This window comes from Larkinella bovis (assembly GCF_042655385.1).
Taxonomy (GTDB): Bacteria; Bacteroidota; Bacteroidia; order Cytophagales; family Spirosomataceae; genus Larkinella; species Larkinella bovis.
The window spans coordinates 160,576-182,180 of sequence record NZ_JBHSMA010000001.1; the positions used below are offsets into that span (position 1 = coordinate 160,576).

Sequence of the window (21,605 nt, forward strand, 5' to 3'; positions counted from 1 at the left end):
CCAATGCAATCTCCCTCCGAACTTTCCGATCTGGTCCGGGCGCCGTGTAAAACCTGCGGGGCGCAGTTAAAATTTTCGGCCGAAAAACAGAAGCTTAGCTGCGATTATTGCGGCAATACGGAAGATATTCTGTTTACCAAAAACAACCTGCACGAAAATCCCCTCACCTTTCGGGTGGAGGACCGCCAGTTACCCAACGCGCCGACGGAAGAAAAACGGCTGTTTACCTGCCAGAACTGCGGGGCCAAAACGATGGTGAATTTTGATGCGCCGACCATCAGCTGCGCTTTTTGTAATTCTAAAAACGTTAACCCCGACGCCCAGAAAACCCGGCTGATCGAACCCGCTGGGCTGTTACCATTTCGGATTTCGAAGCCGCAGGCCTTGCAACGGTTCAAGAGCTGGGTGGGTGATAGCTGGCTGTCGCCGTCGGATCTGTCGGCGGGAGCCATGCTCGACAACCTGCACGGGATGTATATACCGTTCTGGACCTTCGATGCGCAGGCGTATTCGGAGTATTCGGGCGAAGCCGGTTTTTATTATTACGTGCCGGTACAGGTGCGCGACGCGAACGGAAAGATCGTGACGCAACAGCAGCAACGCGTCCGCTGGGAATACCGCCGGGGTTCGCACCAGGCGTTTTACGACGATATGCTCGAAATGGCGTCGCGGAAACTGTCGCAGCGGGAAAGCCAGGTGCAGGAAACCAGCCGGTTTAACCTGCAGGAGGTGGTCGATTACGATCCGCGCATCATGCTGGGCTGGGAGGCTGAGGTCTACAGCATCGATTTGGCCGAAAGTGCCCGCAAAGCCGAAGCGCAGATCCGAAACCGGGAAGAAAATGCCTGTGCCTCTCAGTTGGGCGGGGATACGCAGCGGAACCTGAACGTCGATACCACGCTGACCAACCAGACGTTCAAACACATTCTGTTGCCGCTCTGGATCTGTACCTATGTGTACAACAGCAAGCAGTACCGTTTCCTGGTCAACGGGCAAACCGGTCAGATTGCGGGAGAACGCCCCAAATCGGCCTGGAAAATAGCGATGCTGGTAGGCGGATTTCTCCTCTTGATCCTGTTCTTCTACTGGCTCGGGAAACGATAAAATGCGCCTTCTGAAGGGTGTCTTTTCAAATAATTGATCATTTATTCATACCAACAGTATGCGCGAAGAGACGGAAAATATTTTTGCCATTCCGTCATTTCTGATCGCCCGGTTGTTCCTATAAATGGTTAATTTTGCAGGCTCGGCGAACATTGTTTTCTGTAAAAGAATCAATAATAAGCTGATTTGTAGAGTTTTGCACAATTTGAAAAGGTCAACTATCCTTGCTTGAAGCAATCCAACTTGTAAAGTCTTTCGGGGACGTGACAGCCGTTCGGGGTGTTTCGTTGGTCATAAAACCGGGTGAGGTAGTCGGATTGATTGGAGCCAGTGGGTCGGGAAAGAGTACCTTGCTGAATCTGCTGGCCGGTTTGGTCGATGCAACGGAAGGCGTCGTTAAACTCAATGGCGAACGGGTGAAAGGCCCCTCGGAGCAATTGGTTCCGGGACATGCTCATATCAAGCTGGTGCATCAGGAGTACCAGCTCATGCCGAATGTTTCCATTCGGGAAAATATTTCATACGCGCTTCGGTTTTACGAAAAACGGTACCAGGATTTCCGGGTTGAGCAATTGATTCGTCTGTGCCGCCTGGAGTCGGTGCAGCACCGTGTGCCCCGGCAGGTGTCGGGCGGAGAAAAGCAGCGGACGGCCATTGCCCGCGCCATTGCCGAAAAACCAGCGGTTCTGTTGCTCGACGAACCGTTCAGCCACCTCGATCTGCCCAACCGGGAACTGATTCGGAGTATGTTGCTGGATCTGGTACGGAATGAAAAAACCGCCTGTCTGTTCGTGACGCACGATTCGATGGATGCCCTCTCTATCTCGAACCGCATCGGAATTTTGCAGGAAGGCCAGCTGGTGCAGATGGGCGCCCCGATGGATGTTTACCGCCGTCCCTACAATGCGTACGTCGCGCAGATGACCGGCCCGGCCAATCTGGTTCGGGCGAAGCATTTGCCCTTAATGGGCATTATTCACGCGTATCAGCCCAACGCCCTGGCCTGCATTCGTCCCGAACATATTCGGTTGAGCGATCGCGGCCGCTTCGGCGGAACCGTGCGCCATGTGTTCTTCAAGGGGGCGTATTGTGAAGTGGAGGTCGAAATGAATCGGTTTGTGAATTTGACGTTCCTCGCTCCCTCCAACGAAAAAATCAAAGTGGGGGATGTTCTGGGGCTGGAAATGGCTCCGGATGCGGTTCACTGGATGCGGGGTTCGTCCTAGTCGTCGGATTTTTTCTGGTTGGAAACGACGGTTTGCGGATTACCCCGGTGCGACACATCGGCTCCCCCGCGCGTTGTCTTTTCCAGTCGTTTGGTAACGGTGATGGAAGCATCGCTGGCACCCGATGCCCGGATAATGGCTTCTTCGGCGGTCAGGTCATACCCCGATAAATCGGAAGCGCCCGAAATCTCCACGTCCAGCAGCCGGGTTCTCCCCCGTAGTTTTGTGTCCGAGGCCCCGGACGCTTTCAGCCGGATGCGGTTGGCCGTTATGTCCTTCATCGAAAGATCAGCCGCGCCGGAGAGATTAATTTCCAGATCCTGACTATCGAATGAATCGTTTACGTCAGCATCCGACGCGCCGGACAGTGTAATGCCGCGTAAAGCCGGCATGGTAATGATCAGGCGTGGCGACCGCCGGTTTTTGCCCGGAAGCCATTGCCCGGCCGGTCGGTTGAAGCGGGCGGTCAGGACGCCGTTTTCGCTATTGATCGATAGGTAGTCGGTTTCGCCGGGCGAAAGGTCGGCCACCACCTCGAAACTCCCTTTTCGGACTTCCACATCAATGGCATTGGCCACATCGATACGGTCGAACGACTTGATCTTGAATTGCTTCGTAACGGATTGAGCCTGAGAGTTACCCACGGTTACGGCCACAAACAGGACAAAAAAATAAAACGATGGGGTACGCATGTTCGGTATCGAGTTGGGGTTGGTGCTCAGAAGATGCAAACTTTCGGCCGAAAGTTGCACCGGTTTTATTTTCTTTTTTGCCACGGAACCGAGCCGCTTTGCCGGATATGCTCCATCAACAGACGGGTTAATTCGGCGGCTTTGGTTTTTTCCTTCCCGGCCAGATCGGTCGTTTCCTTCGGATCGTCCTGCAGGTTGTATAACTCGTACGGCGAGAACGGACTGGCCTGTAACAATTTCCAGTGGCCCAGCCGAACGGCCTGCGTGGTCAGGCCTTTGAAGGCGTCGCTGCCTTCGCGCCGGATGAAAAACAGCGGCCGTTGCCGGAGGCTTTCCAGGGCCGGATCGTCCGGTTTTTCGTTCAGTAACAGGCTGACCAGCGATTTCCCGTCGATCGGTGCCGTCGCTTTCCGACCGGCCAGCTCCAGAAACGTGGGCAACCAGTCGATGAGTTGCAGCCGTTCGTCCGACACCCGACCCGGTTTGATGTGATTCGCCCAGACGACCCCCGCCGGAATCCGGATGCCGCCTTCGTACATGGTTCCCTTAAAGGCCCGCACGGGACCATTATTCGCCTTGGCGGGTCCCCAGCCGCCGTTATCGCTCGTAAAAACGATCAGCGTGTTTTGCAATTGGCCGTTGGCTTTCAGGGTGGCCAGCAGCCGCCCGATGCTGGCGTCCAGGTGTTCGATCAGCGCCACCAGCCGCGCCCGCGTCGGATCAAGGGCCGGTTCGCGGTGCCGGACTTTTTCCAGCCACTCGGCGGGTGGTTGCAGCGGGTTGTGCGGAGCGTTGTAGGCGAGGTACAGAAAAAACGGATTGGCCTTGCCTTTACGGGTATTCACGTACCGGATGGCACCGTCCGTAAACACATCCGTAGCGTGGCCGGGCGGATCGGTAATCTGCCGGTTATGACGCATGAAATTATGCCGGTTCCGCCGTTTGGTATAATAATCGTCCATCATGTCGCCCAGAAAACCGTCGAATTCCAGGAAACCGTGTTCGTTGGGGGTGTTCGGCGATTCCAGACCCAAATGCCATTTGCCGACCAACGCCGTGTGGTAACCGGCCTGTTGCAGGTAATCGGGCAGGAGGGGCCCGGGCGCCAGATACCCCCAGCTATCGGTCGAATCATCCCGGATGACGCCCGGCACCCCCATCTGTTCCGGCCAGCGCCCCGACAGCAGCGACGCCCGGCTGGGCGAGCAAACCGGGCTGTTGGCGTAGAAACTGGTAAACCGCAGGCCGGCCCGCAGCAGACTGTCGATGGTCGGCGTTTTCAAATCGGTGGCCCCGTAAGCGGAAAGGTCGCCCCAGCCCAGATCGTCGGCCAGGATGAAAACGATATTAGGCTTTGGTGCCGGGGCGTTCGGGGAATGGGGAACGAGCGAAACGCTGATTCCGGCCAGCAGCAGCGTGCCTGCCAAAATAAAAGGGTGGTATTTCATAAAGGCTACGGAAAGCCGCTGGAACACATGAGGCATCGGCCGCAAATTCCGTAACTTTGTGGCATGAATCAAGTGCTGGATCAACAAACGGATATGATTAACCGGCTTCCGGTGATGGAAGCGTTCTATACCCTGCAGGGCGAGGGAGCGCATACGGGGAAAGCGGCCTATTTCATCCGGCTCGGCGGCTGCGATGTGGGTTGTCACTGGTGCGACGTCAAGGAGTCGTGGGATGCGGATGTTCATCCGAAACGGACCATTCCCGAAATGGTGGAACAGGCTTTGCAGTATCCCGGTCGAATGGCCGTTATCACGGGGGGAGAACCGCTCATGCACGACCTGACCGACCTGACCCTGGCCTTAAAAAAAGCCGGTTTTCGCACCAATATCGAAACCTCGGGCGTTTACCCGGTCAGTGGCGAATGGGACTGGATTTGCTTTTCACCCAAGAAATTCAAGGAACCGCATCCGGGTATTTTTCAACGGGCCGATGAACTGAAAGTAATCGTGTACAACAGAAGCGATTTTGCGTTTGCGGAGTCCTTTGTCGAATTGCTGCAACCGCAGTGTAAATTGTTTTTACAACCGGAGTGGAGCCGATCCAATGAAATGCTACCTCTTATCGTTGAGTATGTAAAACAGCATCCGCAATGGCACGTTTCGTTGCAAACACACAAGTACATGGATATTCCGTAACGGAAGAAAGGACGAAAGGGGGGAAGGATGACCGGATGGGAGGCATCCGGTTAATCCGCCTGCTGTTCTTCCTTTTCTTGTTTCCTCCTTTCCTTCTTTCTTCCGTTGCTCAGAACAAAAAAGCCGCAGAATCCTATAAAAAGGCGATGAGTGCGCTGGAGCAGCGGCAAATGCCCGAAGCACTGGAATTGTTTCATCAGGCCGTTGAACGCGATACCGGGTATACCGAAGCGTATGTGAAACTGGGACAGGTCTACGAATTTATGCGTAAACCCGATCAGGCGTTCCAGCTTTACCAGCGGGTCATTCGCCAACAGCCCGATAAACCGATTGCGGGACTGGCGTATCAATTTGTTACCGCTTATCTGCTCAGGAAAGGAAACTACCAGGTGGCGATTCCATACATCGAACAGTACCGGAAGCAGTTTACCCCGAATACCCTTCAGTGGAAAAAAGTGGATCGCCTGCTGCAAACCGCCCATTTTGGGGCGCAGGCCATTCTGAATCCGCTGGCCGTCAAACCGCAACCCTTGCCGGCCACCGTACAGGCCTTTCCTTCGCAGTATTTTCCGGTTTTAACCGCCGATGAGCAGACACTCGTCTACACGGTTCTGAAACCCGAAGGGGATGAAGATCTGATGGTTTCTACCCAAAAAGGCGAAACCTGGAGTCCGCCCGAATCCATCTCCCCGCGCATCAACACGATCAATAATGAAGGAACACCATCGCTTTCGGCCGATGGGCGAACGCTGGTGTTTACGGCCTGCCAGGGACGAACCGGCTATGGTAGTTGTGATCTGTACATCAGCCACAAAACCGGTAACACCTGGTCCGAACCGCAGAATCTTGGCCCTTCAATCAATACGCAATCCTGGGAATCACAGCCGGCCCTTTCGGCCGATGGCCGCCGGTTGTATTTTGTCTCCGATCGGAAAGGCGGCTTGGGTCGGCGGGACATCTGGTGCAGCGAACTGGGCGACGATGGCGAGTGGAAACCGCCGTACAACCTGAAAAACATCAATACGCCCTTCGACGAAGCCTCGCCGTTTATTCACGCCAACGGGCTGAGCCTGTTTTTTGCGTCGGACGGACATATGGGGATGGGCGGTTACGATCTGTTCGTAGCCGACAGCACGGCTGCGGGCTGGTCAAATCCGCAGAATCTCGGGTACCCTATCAATACGTCCGATGATCAGGCAGCCTTGTTTGTGTCGGCCAATGGCGCCCACGCCTATTATTCGCAGGAACAGGCGTCGGGCGATGGCAAACAACGGTCCAAACTGTACCGGTTCGACCTGCCGGAGTCGTTGCGCCAGAAAGTTCGTCCGGTTAGCTACCTGAAAGGACTGGTGGCCGATGCCCGTACGAAAAAACCGCTCAATGCCACCATCGAACTGATTGATCTGGCCACCAATCAGCTCGTGACGCGCGTGCAGTCCGACCCCCAGACCGGGCAGTATACGGCGGTTTTGCCGACGGGTGGCGAGTACGCCCTGTACGTGGTTGGACCGGGCTATCTGTTCAAAAGCGTGTCGTTCGATTTTACGCAGAAGCGTGAAGGCGAAGGGTTAACCATGAGCGTACCGCTCGAACCGATCAAACCGGCCGATGGCGGAGCGGCTTCGAAAGAAACGCTGAACAACCTTTTCTTCGAAACCGGGCGGTACGATCTGGCCGAGAAATCACGGACGGAACTCGATCGGCTGGCCAAATTCCTGGAGGTGAATCCATCCGTCAAAATCGAAATTTCCGGACATACCGACGATCAGGGCGGGGCGGCCAACAACCTGGAGTTGTCCAGAAAACGGGCGCAGTCGGTCGTTGAGTATCTGGTCAACGCTGGCATTCCGGTTGCCCGTATAAAATCAGCCGGTTATGGTGAAACCCGCCCGGTAGCGCCCAATACCAGTGACGAAAACCGCAAGCTGAACCGGCGGATTGAGTGGAAAATCCTGTAAGGAATGCGGCCGGTCTGGCTATCGGATAGCGGGGAGCCAGACCGCGCAATGCGGTTTTTAACCCGAATTGTTCATTATTCGTTGTTAATTGTTCATAAACCGTTAACTTGGTTTGCCGGGGAATTTTTTGCATCTTTGCGCTTGTTTTTTCCGTGACTGGGGTGGTTTTTCCGTAATGCCCCAGCGGGTTTAAACAATCTATTTTTGTCAGCCAATGACCACCGAACACGTCAATTGCCTTATTATCGGTTCCGGCCCGGCCGGATATACTGCCGCCATTTATGCCTCCCGCGCGGGCATGAAGCCTGTTTTATACCAGGGAATGCAACCCGGCGGTCAATTGACCATCACCAATGAAGTTGATAATTTCCCCGGCTATCCGGAAGGCGTAAACGGCCCGCAAATGATGATGGACCTCGAACAGCAGGCCCGTCGATTCGGAACCGATATTCGCTACGGGCTCGTGACGGCGGTCGATTTTACCGGCCCGATTCACAAAGCCGTCGTGGATGATCAGCTGGAAATCAGTGCCAATGTGGTGATTATCTCCACGGGTGCTTCGGCCAAGTGGCTGGGTTTGCCGTCCGAAATGCGGCTGAACGGCCTGGGCGTTTCGGCCTGTGCGGTTTGTGACGGTTTTTTCTTCCGGGGTAAGGATGTTGCGATCGTTGGCGCCGGTGACACGGCCGCCGAAGAAGCGAGCTATCTGGCCAATCTGTGCCGGAAGGTATACATGATTGTCCGCCGGGATGAAATGCGGGCGTCGAAATTCATGCAGAACCGGGTGAAGTCACTGCCGAATATTGAGATTTTGTGGAACAGTGAAACCGAAGAGGTGTTAGGCGAAGAAGGGGTGACGGGTGCGCTGATTAAAAACACCGTGACGGGTGCGCAACGGGTGCTGGACATTTCCGGTTTTTTCGTTGCGATCGGTCACAAGCCCAATACCGAGATTTTCAAGCCGTTCGTCGAAATGGACGAGACGGGGTATATCATCACCGAAAAAGGCAGTACCCGAACCAGCGTGCCGGGTGTGTTTGCCTGCGGTGATGCTCAGGATAATGTGTACCGTCAGGCCATCACGGCCGCCGGTACGGGTTGTATGGCCGCCCTCGACGCCGAGCGGTACCTGGCCATGAAAGAAGTTGAAATGCACGCTGAAGTGTAACCGAATTTGTAACCACCACAGAAAGGAGTTACGCGTTATGGGTTAAGAAGGAAACGTTGGCCAAGGCATGTTAACGCTTCCTTCTTAACCCATAACGCGTAACTCCCTTTTGGCAAACTTTATCCCCAAGGATGAGAAAACTGGCAGTCTGGTGGCTGTTCGCCAGCGTTTGCCTGTTGGCAAGCGTCACGACCGTAGAAGCACAGGAGCGAGGAAAGTTTAAAAAGAACCTGAGCATCAAGCCCAAGAAAACAGAGAGCGAAAATCCGAAGTCTTCCGCAAAACAATCGACTGAAGAGCCGGAGGAGGAATTTGAACAGGAACCCTCCAACCTACGGTTTAACAGTCAGTTCGAACCCAAGAAAGAAATCAATCCCGTCGTAGCCGAAGATACTTCCACGATCGACGAAGGGGAACCGGCGGTGGTCGAATACATCGATTCCGTTCAGGTTGGGGATGATTGGGTAAAAATTGCCGATTATTTTGCCATCTGGGACCCGCATAACGTCGATCCGTACGGAATCGACCCGCTTCAGTTTGATGAAGTAATTGATCTGAAATTATACGACCCGGCCCAAAACCGGTTCTGGTCGGCCCCGACGGTGGACGGTAAAGTGACCTCTATTTTTGGCCCGCGCTGGGGTCGCTGGCATAAGGGAATGGACCTGGATCTGGAGACCGGCGACCCGGTTTTTGCGGCTTTTGATGGCATCGTCCGCGTGGTCGGATGGGACGGGGGCGGTTTCGGTCGTTACCTGCTGCTCCGGCATTATAACGGCCTGGAAACCATTTACGGCCATTTGTCCAAAACGCTGGTCGAATCGGGTCAATTGATCAAAGCCGGTGATCAGATTGCGCTGGGTGGGAATACCGGGCGGAGCTTTGGTTCGCATCTGCACTTTGAAACCCGGTATGAGGGCAACCCGTTTAGCCCCGTACACCTCTACGATTTTCCGACCAACTCCCTGATTTCGGACCACTTTATTTTGACCGCTTCCGTTTGGGATTACCTGCGGGGCAAAAATGTGAACCTGGCGGGTTTCAAACCCCGGTACAAGCGGACGGTTTTGCACCGGGTTCGTTCCGGGGAAACCCTGAGTAGCATCGCCCGGCGCTACGGGTTGTCGGCGTCAACACTGGCCCGTAAAAACCACCTGTCGACCCGCTCCCGGATACGGCCCGGCCAGAAACTGCGGGTTCACTGATTGACCACGGGCTTTCATTTTATTTCAAGTATAAAACGGCCCCCTGGGCTCGAACCGAACCTCTTCCTGCTGATACAACGAATGAAACTGGATTTGCTTGTCATTGCTGTTCACCCCGACGATGCTGAACTGGGCAGCGCCGGAACTATTCTCTCGCTGGTTGCGCAAGGTAAAAAGGTCGGTATCGTGGACCTCACCCGGGGCGAATTGGGCACCCGTGGAACCCCCGAAATCCGGTTGCAGGAAGCCGCAGCGGCCGCCGAAATTCTCGGACTGTCGGCCCGGGAAAACATGAATTTCCGGGACGGTTTTTTTCGAAATGACGAAGAACACCAACTGGCGCTGATTGCGGCCATTCGGAAATACCAGCCGGAAATTGTGATTACGAATGCCATCACCGACCGCCACCCTGACCACGGACGGGCGTCGGCGCTGGTGGTCGATGCCTGTTTTTATTCCGGCCTGCGGCAAATCAAAACCGTGGATAATCTAGGAGCGGATGCCACGGGGGAAGACCAGGTTGCCTGGCGTCCGAAACACGTTTACCATCTTATTCAGGACCGGTATATCAAACCGGATTTTATTGTCGATATCACTGATTTTTACGACAAAAAGCAGGAATCCCTGCTGGCCTACCGAAGCCAGTTTTACGATCCGACCAGTAAAGAACCCATGAGCTATATCGCCAGCAAGGAATTCATGGAGTTTCTGCGCGCCCGCGCCGAAGAGTTCGGTCACGTGATCGGGGTAAAATATGGCGAAGGCTTCACGGTAGACCGGACCATTGGGGTCACGAATCTCTTTGATTTGAAATAAGGATTGGCGAATTGGGCTCGTCGGTTTACGTGCTCCTGCGGCCTTCATCTACGGCGAAAGTCGCTCAATTCGCCAGTTTTCGTCTTCTTTCCGGTACAGAACCCGGTCGTGCAGCCGGCTGGGGCGGCCCTGCCAGAATTCGATCCGGTCGGGAACAAGCTGATAACCGCCCCAATGCGGTGGGCGAGGAATGGGTTGATTGGCAAACTGCTGCTCCAGTTCCATTTGTCGTTCTTCCAGAACCGTCCGGTTTTCGACAACGGAACTTTGGTGCGAAACCCAGGCCCCGATCTGGCTGCCGCGCGGTCGGCTTTGGAAATACCGATCGGACTCCTCGTCGGTTACTTTCGTAAGGAAGCCTTCAATCCGAATCTGTCTTTCAAGTTCCGGGTAGAAAAAGGTGAGTGAGGCAAACGGATGCAGGGCAATCTCCGAGCCTTTCCGGCTTTGGTAATTGGTGAAAAACGAAAAACCGCCTTCGTCAAACCCTTTCAATAAGACAATCCGGCCGGATGGCCGCCCATCGGCTCCCACCGTGGCCAAATGCATGGCGTTGGGTTCCGGGACTTCAGCCGTCAGGGCTTCCGAGAACCAGCGCTGAAATTGAGCGAACGGACTTGGGGAAACATCCTTCGGGTCTAAACCGTTTAGGGTATACTCTTTTCGGAGATCAGCCAGGGGAGATAACATGGAAGTTGGAGGTCTAACTATAGTACGGTGTGCAAAAAAATAATAATCCGCTTTTTTTCTTACTTTTGCAAAAGTAACGATTCCTAAAAAATCGTATGGCGAGCGAAGAGCAAGAAATAACTGAACGCAAGGACCAGAATCCGAACCCTGTCCAGGAAGAAAAACCGGAAACTGAACCGACTGATGCGGTAATACCCACCGAAGAGCCGATGGGTGAAGCAAGCCCGGAAGTGTCCGCCGAAGCGGTCGAAACCGGTGATGCGGCACCCGAGCCGACGGAGGAACCAGCTGCTACGGCAGACCTGGCAGCGCCTGCGTTGGCCGAAGAACCATCGCCCGGTAGCGAATGGCCAGGGGAAGAACCCGTCGTTGCGGACGAAACGGTTCCGGAACCCAGCGCTATGGCCGAATCCGGGCCCATGGATTCCGTTGAGCCGGCACCGTCAGAACCGACGGTGGAAACCCCGGAATCGGCGGAGGTGCTGGAAATGCATGCCGATCCATCCGACGGAGCAGAATCGGAACTGGAGGATGCTGCGCCGACCGTCGATTACAGCCAGTTATCGAAGGTGGAACTGGTGGGTGTGTTGGAAAAACAGTTGTCGTCGCTCAAAACCGACACCGTGTCGACCGGGGATTACCGCCGGGCTGACGAGGTATTGAAAGAGATTCGCCCCTTGTTTGATCAGTCGAAAGCCGCTGATCGGGCTGAAGCATTGCAGCGTTATATTCAGGACACCGGTTCCGAAGAAGGGTTTGAATACAAGCACGATGAGGTGGTGAGTCGATTCGAAAGTCTGTATAAACAGATTAAGGATCAGAAAAACCAGTATTTTCAGCAGGTAGAAAAGGCGAAGGATACCAACTTTAACGTCAAAACCGACTTGTTGCGCCGGTTGCGTGAACTGGTGGAAACCGACGAAAACAATGCCGGTGATCCCAAAACCAGCTGGAACGGTTTTAAACAGATTCAGGACGAATGGAAAGCAGCCGGAAATGTGTCGTCTCCGCATAATGCGACCCTCTGGGCTACCTACCACGCGCTGGTCGACCGTTATTACAGCAATCGCAATATTTATTTTGAGTTAAAAGAGCTGGATCGGAAAAAGAATCAGACGCTGAAAACCGAACTCTGCGAGAAGGTGGAAGCGCTGGTTTCAGCCAACGAAGGCAGTCCGGTAACCAAAGCGATCATCGACGAGGCTAACGCCCTTTTCGAGGAATATAAACACGTTGGCCCGGCCCCGAAATCGGAGCAGGAGGCACTGTGGCAGCGTTTCAAAAAAGCACTGGATACGCTTTACGATCGTCGCCGGGGCCAGAATGAGGAGATTCGGCGGGAAGGTGCCCAGTTGTACGAAGAAAAATCGAAACTTTACGAAGGACTCGTGCCGTTTACCACCTTTACGTCCAGCAGTATCAACGACTGGAACGAAAAAACCCGCGAGGTGATGGCGATTCAGGACCGCTGGAATGCGATCCGTGGACCGATGCCCCGGGAAGAAGGGAAAGAATTGAGTAAAAAGTTCTGGGCGGCTCTGAAGCAGTTTTTCCACCGCAAAGGAGAGTTTTTCAAACAGCTGGAAGGCAAGCGTGAGCAGAACCTGAAAGCGAAAACACAGCTGTGCGAAGAAGTGGAAACTATCCTGGCCTCAGGAGAAGAATCTGCCGAAACGACCCAGAAAGTGATCGAGCTTCAGCGGGAATGGAAGACAATCGGTCAGGTTCCGGAAAAATTCAAGGATTCCCTGTTTGAGCGGTTTAAAACTGCCTGTGATGCCTTTTTCAATAAAAAGCGGTCACGGAACCAGGAGGTTGAACGGGAATTTGAGGAAAACCTGTCGAAAAAAATTGCGCTCTGTGAACAGATCGAAGCTGCCGCTGTGAGTGGTAATGCCGATTTGGCGCAGTTAAACGACTACAAAAAACAGTGGGCCCAAATCGGTTACGTGCCGAAAAAGGACATGCAGTCAATTCAGAAGCGGTATATAAATGCCGTGAACACGTTTGTAGGAGCCAATGGGAAAATTTCCACCAAGGAGAAAGAACGCCTGGTGCTGGAAAACGAAGCGGAGCTGATCCGGGAGACCGGTTCTTCGCGTGATTTGTATAAAAAAGAGGGCGATATTCGCCGGAAAATGACGACGCTGGAGAACGATATTGCGGTGTATAACAACAACATTGAGTTCTTTAGCCGGTCGAAAGGGGCCGATAAATTACGGGCTGATATCGACAAGAAAATTCAGGTGGCGCAGAAACAACTGGAAGAACTCAAACACCAGTTGAAGGTCATTCGGGAAGCGCAGTAAGACAGCCAACGGTTTTTATCCGCAAAATAAAGACTGTACTATTGGATTGAAACGGCAAATTCCCTATTTTTGCACCAGATTTACCACCAGCTAAATCGTTTTGCCTCCATAGCTCAGCTGGTAGAGCAACTGACTTGTAATCAGTAGGTCGTTGGTTCGATCCCGACTGGGGGCTCTTCAAGATCAAGCACTTAGCCGTCTCTCTTAGGGGCGGCTATTTTAGTTGATACACAAGTAATCCCACCTACTCGACCCAGCACTTCGGTCATTTTTATTAACGACGAACATAGGGCAATTTTCCGACCAATTGGATATTCTAGCCTCCGTATATTACTCCTGATCGCTTGAATTATCTGGTCAAGAGCTTGTATCGTACCAATAAGTGGATTTTGGCGGATGCCTTTAATGCTCAGTCGACGAACGGCGCTGGATCAATCCGAATTTAACCAAATACGAAATCAGTGAACTGATGCAGTCGCTTGATGAGAATGAAATGAATGCGGAGGTGATGAAGAAATAGAATCGATGTCCATGGGATTTTTACCCTGACATAAGCAATTACTGTTTTCCTATTTCATATTGCACCGAGATCACTAGATTTACCTGACGTTACCGCATTTCCATTTAAAGTATCCTCTTTTGATCTTAACTGACCGATTTGATCGGTCCTATTATTCGATTTACTGTGATGACTTCTATCAGGCTTACTTTTCCGTTTAATTGCTAGCGTATGAATAACTTCCAGCATTTTCTGATTATTCTCCGATGGGTCTTCCTCTTTTTTAGTGATGTTGATCGTTTGCAAAAGGCTTTTTAGTCGAGTTGAGTCATAGCCTGCCAGGTATGATAATAACGTTATGGTTACAGCAAACTTAAAATAGGCCGGTGCAGATGTTCCGGCAAAGGCAAACTTTGAAGTCGTGTCAATAGCAGAAGTAAAATTCGTAAGGGATGCGCCTGTGATAACCAGTAGGTAAACAATAAAACCGCGAAGCATTGAAACGGCTGGACTCTCAGTCATACATACGTAGCTACGAAACTCCGCCGAGTTAGGTTTAATATACTTTCGCCATTCATGAGCTAATTTATTACTGGCTGACAGGTTACTCGCCAGCCCTCCAATTGCGGCCGATAGCGCGGAGAGCAATGCGACATTAAGTGGTGTTAGACTCAGAAGATAAATGATATAGTGTTTGAGAGATGGGTATGGCAACTTTTTCCAGGGCTGTCCGGTAAAATCATAAAACTTGATAATTGCTTCTGCCGGATCTTTTAGTTTTTCTTGGGCCGGATCATATATGACTCCAAAAATCAAATCATGATAATAAGATGAATCATAGCTCAATCCAAAGAATAACAGAGCCAGCCAGCACAGAAAGAAAAAGCCAATAAAAAAGACTCTGACAAATTTTTGCCAAGGATCCATTACTTCAAAAGGCCAGTGAGCCTTTTGACCTTTCTCATCTTCTTTTTTAGTTGATGCTGGTTTTTTTATTTCAGACTGTTTAACCGTTTCAACAATCGTTTCTACCGTTTCCATGAGATTGAGGATTAAATGGTAAAAGGACAGTTTAAGAGTACCAGCAACTATGGGCTAAACACTTGACTTATAGTACAATTTACAAAATTCAACGACTATCAATATGCTCGTTTTATTTAACGGTAAGTCATGAATTGTTTTGGATACGTTATCCGGTTCAGTCGGCGCACCTGGAAGTATTCGGTGTTTTTTATGCTGCCAATACCAATCCTGGCTTTTGATTGAGTTCTCGGGTGGGGGCCTGAGCCAAATCCCATTCGCGACGTTTTGAATAACCTGATTGCGTTCCTCGATGGTTTTATAGCGGATGGGCCCTCTCAACAGACAACCATTAGCTACATACAAATTGAACTGCAGATCGCTGGGTAAATCCCAAATGGGGAAACGTCATTCCCGAGTACCGTTTGGCCGACCCTTTCCAGGCGGTGGTTAATGCCACGAACACCAGTTGGCAATGCCGGTGCTACGGGTATAGTTTAGGGTGTAGGCGGCCGCTCGATGAGGTAGTTGTTTTCCTGGCTGGTATTTGCATTGCTGGGATTACCCAGCGCTAAGTTGGCATCGCGGGGGGATATGGAGGTATCAGGTACTGGTTGTTCTGTTTTCTTACAGGCAACAGCTACAAAGAGAATGGCTAACAGTAGGAAGGTGATAATCCGGTTTATATAAGTTTCCGTCCAGTCTATTCAGACGGAACGTCAAAGTACGCACTTCTTTCGATTGCCAACAAAGCCAACCTGCATCATGGAACAGTTGTATCATTGGTAACTGATCGCCTAGAGCGAATATACCGCCTTAGGTACAGTCCAGGAGGGGACGGTCAATCTGCCAGTATTCCCCAATTGAAAAGCAACCGAAAGGCGCCGATCAATGACCGGCGCCTTTTCCTTCCATGTTAATTACTCTACTGCTTCAGCACTTTCAGTGTCAGGCTTTTCAGGCCACTGCTCACCCGCAGCAGCAGCAACCCTGCCGGTTGCTCACGGACGATGAAGGTCTGCTGCTCAACCGGTTTTGCCCCTTCGATCTGCCGCTGATTGATCAGCCGCCCGCTGGCATCCGTCAATTGCAGCCGGACCGACTGGTTTTCCATACCCCGAATCTCGACGGTCAGTTGATCCGAAACCGGGTTGCCCAACACCCGCACCTGCAGCTCCGAATCCGCTTCCGCCGACAGGCGGGCCGGCGAACCACACGTCAGCGGTTTGCCCGAATCCTTCAGGGTGTAGCTGCTGCCCTGCACCCGGCCGTACATCACCCGACGTCTGCCATCCTTCAACCCATTGGGAACTGCAAAACTGTAGCCGTGCGAACCATTGCCCTTACCGGCTTTCTTCAAATCATCCCGGTAAATATTGGCTACGGTGCTGCCCCAGACGGTTTCGAGGCCTCCTTCGGTTTTCGAATAAAACTCCACCGTCACCGGGCTGTTGGGTTTGTTGCGGTCCCAGACCCAGCCCCGAATCGTGCCGCATTCCACTTTGTCCAGATACCCCTCGAAACTGCCCGTCACCGTCGTGGTCTGAGCCGGGTGGACCGTCAAGGGGAAGCTCACCGAGTTGGTGGCATTCTTGGTGTCCGTGGCCGCATAGGCCAGCAGGAAGGTGCCCGCCTGGGTGGGGGTGCCACTGAGCACCCGCGTGCCCGCCTGGATCGACAACCCATCGGGTAACCCGCTGAGGTGATACGTCAGGGCATCGCCGTCGGGATCGGTAAAAGCCGCCAGGGTGGTCGAGAAGGGGACACCGACCTGGGCCGCCAGTGGGGTATTGATGACACTCGACGCGGGGGGCACCGGTGCCCGGTTGCCGGGGCTGCCACTGCTCTGACAAACGATGGCCTTGGGCGAGTCTTTCAGCAGGAAGCTGCTGCCCGACACCCGGGCGTATAACGTATGCGGGACATTATCCTTCAGGGCGGGCGGAATCGTAAAACTAAAGGCGTGTTTGCCGTTGCCCTTGCCGGCGGTTTGCAGATCCTGGCGGAAGCCGTCGGCCGAAAGAGTGGCAATCACATTGGGCCCTTCCAGGATATCGATGGAGACGGCGGCATTGGGCTTGTTGCGGTCCCAGGCCCAGCCCCGGAAGCTGGCGCAATCGGCGCCGTAGATGTAGCCATCGAGGCTGGCATTGACCCAGGGAGCCGCCACCGTCAGGGTCGTGGAAGCCGACCCGGTGCAAGAACCCACGGTACAGGTCGCCGAGTAAACCAGCGAGCCAATGGCGGTGGTGGAAACCGGAATCAGGGGGGTGGTGCCACTGACGCCGTTGGGCCCCGCCCAACGGATGGTGCCACTCTCACAGCCGGTAATAGCCAGCGAAACTCCGGGGGTGTTTTGCAGAATCGGCAGGGTGGTTACATTCGAGGTCATTGTAATGGTGGGATTGGTACAGGATGGCACCTTCACCGCCACCAGCCAGGCATCTGAAGCACCCCAAAACTCAGCCTCCTTATCTCCCCCGGAATAGCTCTCGCTATATCCCAGGAGGAGAAATTCGTCGGATTGCCGTTGCAATACAGCACTAACGCTTTCATCGGAATTCGATCCCAGGGTTTTGTCCCATTGCACCTGCCCATCAGCGGCCAGTTTGACCAGCCAGTAGTCGCTCTCGCCCCGACTATTTTCTGACTTGGTCGGGCTTTGATCGGATGCGGAAGATCCAGCTATCAAATAACCTCCCTCCGGGGTTTCCAGAAGCGTTCGACACTCATCATACCCTCCTCCTCCCAGGGTTCGATCCCAGACCCGGTTTCCCTGGCCATCGAGTTTCACAATCCAGAAATCGAAGTGACCGAGGGGCGGCTCCGATTTAGTTGAACTGGAGTTTGAAAAGGAACTTCCACCCAGCAAAAATCCACCGTCGGAGGTGGCAATCAGGGCATTGCAATTATCCGAACTTGTCCCGCCCAGGGCTTTATCCCACAGTTTGGTGCCATCGAGATCAATCTTCACCAACCAATAATCACCACCGCCATAGTGTTCAGCCTCTTTATCTTCGCTTTGGGGCGAGTTCGAATGCCCTGCCAACAGAACATTCCCATCCGGTGTTGGCGCCATGGCGGATAAATAGTCAGTGCCACTTCCCCCATACGTCTTCTCCCATTGCAGTTTTCCTTTTAGATCAATCCTGATGACCCTATAATCCTCACCGGTATTCCCTCCCAGCAGATAGCCGTCCTGTTGCGGTGTCACCACCATCGCGGTGAGGATGTCGCGTTTTGAACCGCCGTAACTTTGGTCCCATTGGTAGTTGCCGTCCCCGTCAATTTTGACGACCCAAAAATCCCCGAAACCGTAGGCTGGGGCCTGCTTTTTGCCTTCCAAAGGATCAGAATTGGATTCTCCTCCCAGTAAGAACCCGCCATCGGGAGCCGCCACAATGTTCATTAAATAATCTCGAAGGAGCCCCCCGTAGGTTTTGTCCCAGAGTTTGGTGTGGTCGGCCCGGTAGCGAATGACCCAGAAATCACCACCACCCATATGCTCAGCGGACTTCTCCCCCGGTTCGTGGGGGGAAGAAAGCGAGTACCCCCCCACCAGATACCCCCCATCGGGTAATTTCAATAAAACCCGCCCATCATCTCCATGACTTCCACCGAGTGATTTGTCCCAGAGTTTGGTGGGTGTCTGGGCGATCAGCGTGGTGCTGGTCAGCAGAAAAAAGCCAAAAAGATACCGCGCCAACCCGGTGCGCAGGTGGAGTAAAGATGTCGTCATATCTTGTAGGTTTAACGTAAAGGGCAAGGAAAAGCCCTGGCCATTGGATGAGAGAAAAAGGTAAAAGATGGGGTATGTGACTGGGAGCAAAGTTCGGAAGCGCATCGGCAACGGACTCTACCCAATCGGACAAAAACTCTACTCAATCCGCCACTGATGATTTTTGGCAAATTTTTCCGGTCGTTGCAGGCTTGCAAACCGCTGGTGGGATTACTTTTTCCGTTCCGAAGGTGCTTGTCCGAACTGCTCTTTATACGCTCTTCCAAACGAAGACAAACTCCCGAAACCGACGGCATCGGCGACCTGGGTCGGGAGCATTCCCGCCTGCAGCAACTCATCCGCCCGCCGAAGCCGGTAGTTGCGAATCGTTTCGCGGGCATTGAGGCCCAGCAACGCCTTGAGTTTGCGGGTCAGCGTGCGACTGCTCAGGGCAAGGGCCTCCGCCAGTTGCTCGACCTCGAAATCAGGCTGATCGAGGTATTGTTCCAGAATCGGGAACAACTGCTGTAGGAAAAGTGGCGTCTCTGCAACCGACGGGTTTCTTTCCGACGATTCCGGCGGATTGGCCAGGGAACGCTGCCAGTGGGTTCGAAGGGAGGCCTGCCGCCGGAGCAGGTTCTGTAACCGAACGGTCAGCTCAGAGGGTAGAAACGGTTTGGTCAGGTAGTCGTCAGCCCCCGTTTTCAGGCCCGAGAGCCGGTCTTCCACGGCTGTTTTGGCCGTAAGCATCACGATCGGAATGTGATCGGTCCGCGAATCAGTCCGCAAGGCATGGCACAGATCGATACCGCTGAGCTGGGGCATCATCCAATCCGTCACAATCAGGTCAGGAACCGCATCAAGAGCCATTTCCAATCCCTGCTGACCATCTTCGGCTTCGAGCAGCGTGTAATCCGCCGACAAGATCATGCGGATATACAACCGCAAATCTTCGTTATCCTCCACCAGCAGCAACAGCGGTTTTGCGGTGTGTTTCTCCCGGTCCGGGAGTTCAGGTTGCCCGGTAATTTCTTCCTGGCCGTTATCCACCTTTTGAACCAACGCTCCGGAGGATGCACTTCTCACTGGTTCGGGAGACGATCCGGGTTTATTCAATGACAAACCGGGCTGTTCTACCATGGGTAGATAGACGCAAAACGTCGATCCATTGCCCAGTTGGCTGGTAACCGAAATGGTGCCGTTCAGCAATTGAATCAGCTCATGCGTCAGGGCAAGTCCGACCCCCGTGCCCGCTTTCTGCCGCCCGGTCCCTTCGGCCTGATAAAACCGGTCGAATAAATGAGCGACTACCCCGGGCTCCATACCAATGCCCGTATCCTGTACTTCGATGGTAACGTCCTCCTTCGTGTAAAGGACTTCGACGGTGACCGCTCCACCCGCCGGGGTGTACTTGAGTGCATTACTCAGCAGATTGAACAGAATCTTCTCGACTTTGTCGGCATCGTACAATCCCGACCAGTTTGACCGGTTTTGGTGCAGGGTTAATGAAATCGATCGGCTTTGGGCCAGCCCATCGAACTGTCTGACCCAGATGCGTATATCTTCCGTTAAATTGCCCAGAGTTGGCGAATTCTTGATCTGGCTTGCATCCAGCTTGGCCAGATCGAGGAGCTGGTCGATGAGGGTCTGGAGCCGGCTTGCATTGCGGTACATGAGCGCGTACAACTCATTATCCGGAAACCGCCGATGCAGCCCTTCCAGCGGCCCCAGCAAGAGCGTAACCGGCGTACGAAGTTCGTGGGAAACATTCGTGAAGAAGTCGGTTTTGAGTTGATCCAGTGTTTGGATATAAGTCCGACGCTCCTTTTCAATCGCCAGAATTTCCATCGTCCGGATGCGTTCGCGCGTGGCCTGCCACAGCATGACCACGATAAAAAACGGTTCGCTGACAAAGCAGAGGATCATCAGGCCCTGAAGGGTTTCTTCTTTGAGAGAGCCGGTAAAAAAACCGGCATTCCGGCCGTAGAAATAGGTATAAACGGGTAGGGTAAACACCAGCGCCAGCACATTCCAGATCACGGGCCGGATTCTCCGGATGAAAAAAAGAAACATGAGGATCATCGTAAACCCGAGCATGATGGCGAACGATCCAATCAAGGTTCGGGTGATATACGGATGCCGGACGAAAAAACTTAACCCCGCATACAGGAGCCCAATTCCGCCAAAACCGACGTATAACCACACCAGACGCGGCATGTAGAGGGGCAGCTGGAAGGCTTGAATGACATAATACGCCATCGTTGGCAACAACAAACCCACTGTCGCGTAATGACTGACATGAACCCAATAGGGCGACAGGGGAAATAAAATTCCTGAAAATCCGCTGGCAAACAGAACACTCAGGCAGACGGCAAGGGCAAAGAGGGCGTACGAGCGCAGAATCACGTATTGATACATGAACCCCAGGAGGGCAACCTGGAATAAGGCCAGAATGAACGCCAGGGTAAACAGGATATAGCGCTCAAAATCAGGCAGGCGCTTTGCGGCAAAGGTCGCCTGATTCCAGACCTGCCAATGATAGCTGTGGTGCTGCGAAGATTGAATACGGGCGAAGAACGTTTGGGGGACGGTTCCGGACAGGGTTACATAAACCGTCGGATAGCGGGTTGCGGGAGTTCGTTGGGCGAACGGTATGAGATCGCCGGAGTGCTGAATTCGCCAGCCGCTGAGCGAATCCGGTTGGTAGAGGGTTAAGCTATCGACATAGAAGTTGGTCAATTCCAGTGCGTAGGTTCGTGACGCACTGGTTAATGGCTGAAGGGTAAACCGGCACCAAACCGGGTGCGGAGTAAAGCCCAGAATCAGGGTCGGATCAACGCTTGATTGCCAGGAAAGTGCTGGATCGGTGACCTGATGAATTGTCCGGTGGTCCGTTGAATCAATCAGATATTGACAAGTTAAAGTAACCGGTTTTTCGGCTTGAATCTGGGGCAATAAATTCAAAGGAGCCTGGGCATTGGCCTTGATTAACGAGCAAATCCAAATGCCTGCCATGAGCGCCAGCCCTACAAAAAACCGCTCGTTAAAAATCTCCT

14 protein-coding genes and 1 tRNA gene are annotated in these 21,605 nt (G+C 53.2%); 9 read left to right on the forward strand and 6 right to left on the reverse strand.

All coding sequences use genetic code 11. The annotated features are described in order from the left end of the window. Positions 1 to 3: 3 nt before the first annotated feature. Together ACFPMF_RS00635 and ACFPMF_RS00640 are read left to right on the forward strand one after the other, a co-directional pair. Complete coding sequence (locus ACFPMF_RS00635; protein ID WP_379840480.1) at positions 4 to 1,104, forward strand: TFIIB-type zinc ribbon-containing protein; 1,101 nt, start codon at positions 4 to 6, stop codon at positions 1,102 to 1,104. A 224-nt stretch (positions 1,105 to 1,328) separates the two neighbouring features. Further along, the gene (locus ACFPMF_RS00640; protein ID WP_379840482.1) at positions 1,329 to 2,330 is read left to right on the forward strand and encodes an ABC transporter ATP-binding protein; all 1,002 of its coding nucleotides are present in this window, start codon (positions 1,329 to 1,331) and stop codon (positions 2,328 to 2,330) included. Here ACFPMF_RS00640 and ACFPMF_RS00645 read toward each other — a convergent pair. Together ACFPMF_RS00645 and ACFPMF_RS00650 are read right to left on the reverse strand one after the other, a co-directional pair. Next, complete coding sequence (locus ACFPMF_RS00645) at positions 2,327 to 3,022, reverse strand: head GIN domain-containing protein (RefSeq protein WP_379840484.1); 696 nt, start codon at positions 3,020 to 3,022, stop codon at positions 2,327 to 2,329. The genes ACFPMF_RS00640 and ACFPMF_RS00645 overlap by 4 nt on opposite strands. A gap of 65 nt (positions 3,023 to 3,087) precedes the next feature. Continuing rightward, positions 3,088 to 4,470, reverse strand: coding sequence for a sulfatase family protein (locus ACFPMF_RS00650; RefSeq protein WP_379840485.1), 1,383 nt, complete (start codon positions 4,468 to 4,470; stop codon positions 3,088 to 3,090). A 63-nt stretch (positions 4,471 to 4,533) separates the two neighbouring features. Here ACFPMF_RS00650 and ACFPMF_RS00655 point away from each other — a divergent pair, with 63 nt between their 5' ends. The 5 genes from ACFPMF_RS00655 to bshB1 all read left to right on the forward strand — a co-directional run bounded on the left by ACFPMF_RS00655 (position 4,534) and on the right by bshB1 (position 10,313). Then, a complete protein-coding gene (locus tag ACFPMF_RS00655; RefSeq protein ID WP_379840486.1) occupies positions 4,534 to 5,166 on the forward strand; it encodes a 7-carboxy-7-deazaguanine synthase QueE in 633 nt (210 codons plus the stop codon). After that, entirely contained in the window at positions 5,121 to 7,124 is a 2,004-nt protein-coding gene (locus tag ACFPMF_RS00660) for an OmpA family protein (RefSeq protein WP_379840487.1), read from the forward strand. The genes ACFPMF_RS00655 and ACFPMF_RS00660 overlap by 46 nt, the downstream gene beginning before the upstream one ends. A 214-nt stretch (positions 7,125 to 7,338) precedes the next feature. Then, entirely contained in the window at positions 7,339 to 8,292 is a 954-nt protein-coding gene (trxB, locus tag ACFPMF_RS00665; protein WP_379840488.1) for a thioredoxin-disulfide reductase, read from the forward strand. Between the two features lie 131 nt (positions 8,293 to 8,423). After that, positions 8,424 to 9,497 (forward strand): peptidoglycan DD-metalloendopeptidase family protein, encoded by a 1,074-nt coding sequence (locus tag ACFPMF_RS00670; protein ID WP_379840489.1) that lies wholly within the window; start codon positions 8,424 to 8,426, stop codon positions 9,495 to 9,497. Between the two features lie 81 nt (positions 9,498 to 9,578). Next, a complete protein-coding gene (bshB1, locus tag ACFPMF_RS00675; RefSeq protein WP_379840490.1) occupies positions 9,579 to 10,313 on the forward strand; it encodes a bacillithiol biosynthesis deacetylase BshB1 in 735 nt (244 codons plus the stop codon). Positions 10,314 to 10,361: 48 nt separating this feature from the next. Here bshB1 and pdxH read toward each other — a convergent pair whose 3' ends face one another. Next, entirely contained in the window at positions 10,362 to 11,003 is a 642-nt protein-coding gene (gene pdxH, locus ACFPMF_RS00680; protein ID WP_379840491.1) for a pyridoxamine 5'-phosphate oxidase, read from the reverse strand. A 95-nt stretch (positions 11,004 to 11,098) separates the two neighbouring features. Between pdxH and ACFPMF_RS00685 the strand changes: the two genes are divergently transcribed. Further along, positions 11,099 to 13,312 carry a DUF349 domain-containing protein gene (locus tag ACFPMF_RS00685; RefSeq protein WP_379840492.1) on the forward strand — a complete coding sequence of 738 codons (2,214 nt, stop codon included), beginning with the start codon at positions 11,099 to 11,101 and terminating at the stop codon, positions 13,310 to 13,312. 102 nt (positions 13,313 to 13,414) lie between these two features. Further along, positions 13,415 to 13,487, forward strand: a tRNA-Thr gene (locus ACFPMF_RS00690). A gap of 399 nt (positions 13,488 to 13,886) precedes the next feature. On the opposite strand, the gene ACFPMF_RS00695 is transcribed toward ACFPMF_RS00690, so the two are convergent. The 3 genes from ACFPMF_RS00695 to ACFPMF_RS00705 form a co-directional block, all read right to left on the reverse strand. Next, positions 13,887 to 14,852 carry a hypothetical protein gene (locus tag ACFPMF_RS00695; RefSeq protein ID WP_379840493.1) on the reverse strand — a complete coding sequence of 322 codons (966 nt, stop codon included), beginning with the start codon at positions 14,850 to 14,852 and terminating at the stop codon, positions 13,887 to 13,889. Positions 14,853 to 15,756: 904 nt separating this feature from the next. Continuing rightward, positions 15,757 to 18,570: a putative Ig domain-containing protein gene (locus ACFPMF_RS00700; RefSeq protein WP_379840494.1), complete on the reverse strand. Its 2,814-nt coding sequence runs from the start codon at positions 18,568 to 18,570 to the stop codon at positions 15,757 to 15,759. 210 nt (positions 18,571 to 18,780) lie between these two features. Beyond that, the gene (locus tag ACFPMF_RS00705; RefSeq protein WP_379840495.1) at positions 18,781 to 21,564 is read right to left on the reverse strand and encodes an ATP-binding protein; all 2,784 of its coding nucleotides are present in this window, start codon (positions 21,562 to 21,564) and stop codon (positions 18,781 to 18,783) included. Positions 21,565 to 21,605: the final 41 nt, after the last annotated feature.

Coding starts and splice junctions, on each gene's coding strand:
- ACFPMF_RS00635 (WP_379840480.1), top strand. CDS start 4: ATGCAATCTCCCTCCGAACTTTCCGATCTGGTCCGGGCGCCGTGTAAA.
- ACFPMF_RS00645 (WP_379840484.1), bottom strand. CDS start 3,022: ATGCGTACCCCATCGTTTTATTTTTTTGTCCTGTTTGTGGCCGTAACC.
- ACFPMF_RS00650 (WP_379840485.1), bottom strand. CDS start 4,470: ATGAAATACCACCCTTTTATTTTGGCAGGCACGCTGCTGCTGGCCGGA.
- ACFPMF_RS00655 (WP_379840486.1), top strand. CDS start 4,534: ATGAATCAAGTGCTGGATCAACAAACGGATATGATTAACCGGCTTCCG.
- ACFPMF_RS00660 (WP_379840487.1), top strand. CDS start 5,121: ATGGCACGTTTCGTTGCAAACACACAAGTACATGGATATTCCGTAACG.
- trxB (WP_379840488.1), top strand. CDS start 7,339: ATGACCACCGAACACGTCAATTGCCTTATTATCGGTTCCGGCCCGGCC.
- ACFPMF_RS00670 (WP_379840489.1), top strand. CDS start 8,424: ATGAGAAAACTGGCAGTCTGGTGGCTGTTCGCCAGCGTTTGCCTGTTG.
- bshB1 (WP_379840490.1), top strand. CDS start 9,579: ATGAAACTGGATTTGCTTGTCATTGCTGTTCACCCCGACGATGCTGAA.
- pdxH (WP_379840491.1), bottom strand. CDS start 11,003: ATGTTATCTCCCCTGGCTGATCTCCGAAAAGAGTATACCCTAAACGGT.
- ACFPMF_RS00685 (WP_379840492.1), top strand. CDS start 11,099: ATGGCGAGCGAAGAGCAAGAAATAACTGAACGCAAGGACCAGAATCCG.
- ACFPMF_RS00695 (WP_379840493.1), bottom strand. CDS start 14,852: ATGGAAACGGTAGAAACGATTGTTGAAACGGTTAAACAGTCTGAAATA.
- ACFPMF_RS00700 (WP_379840494.1), bottom strand. CDS start 18,570: ATGACGACATCTTTACTCCACCTGCGCACCGGGTTGGCGCGGTATCTT.
- ACFPMF_RS00705 (WP_379840495.1), bottom strand. CDS start 21,564: ATGGCAGGCATTTGGATTTGCTCGTTAATCAAGGCCAATGCCCAGGCT.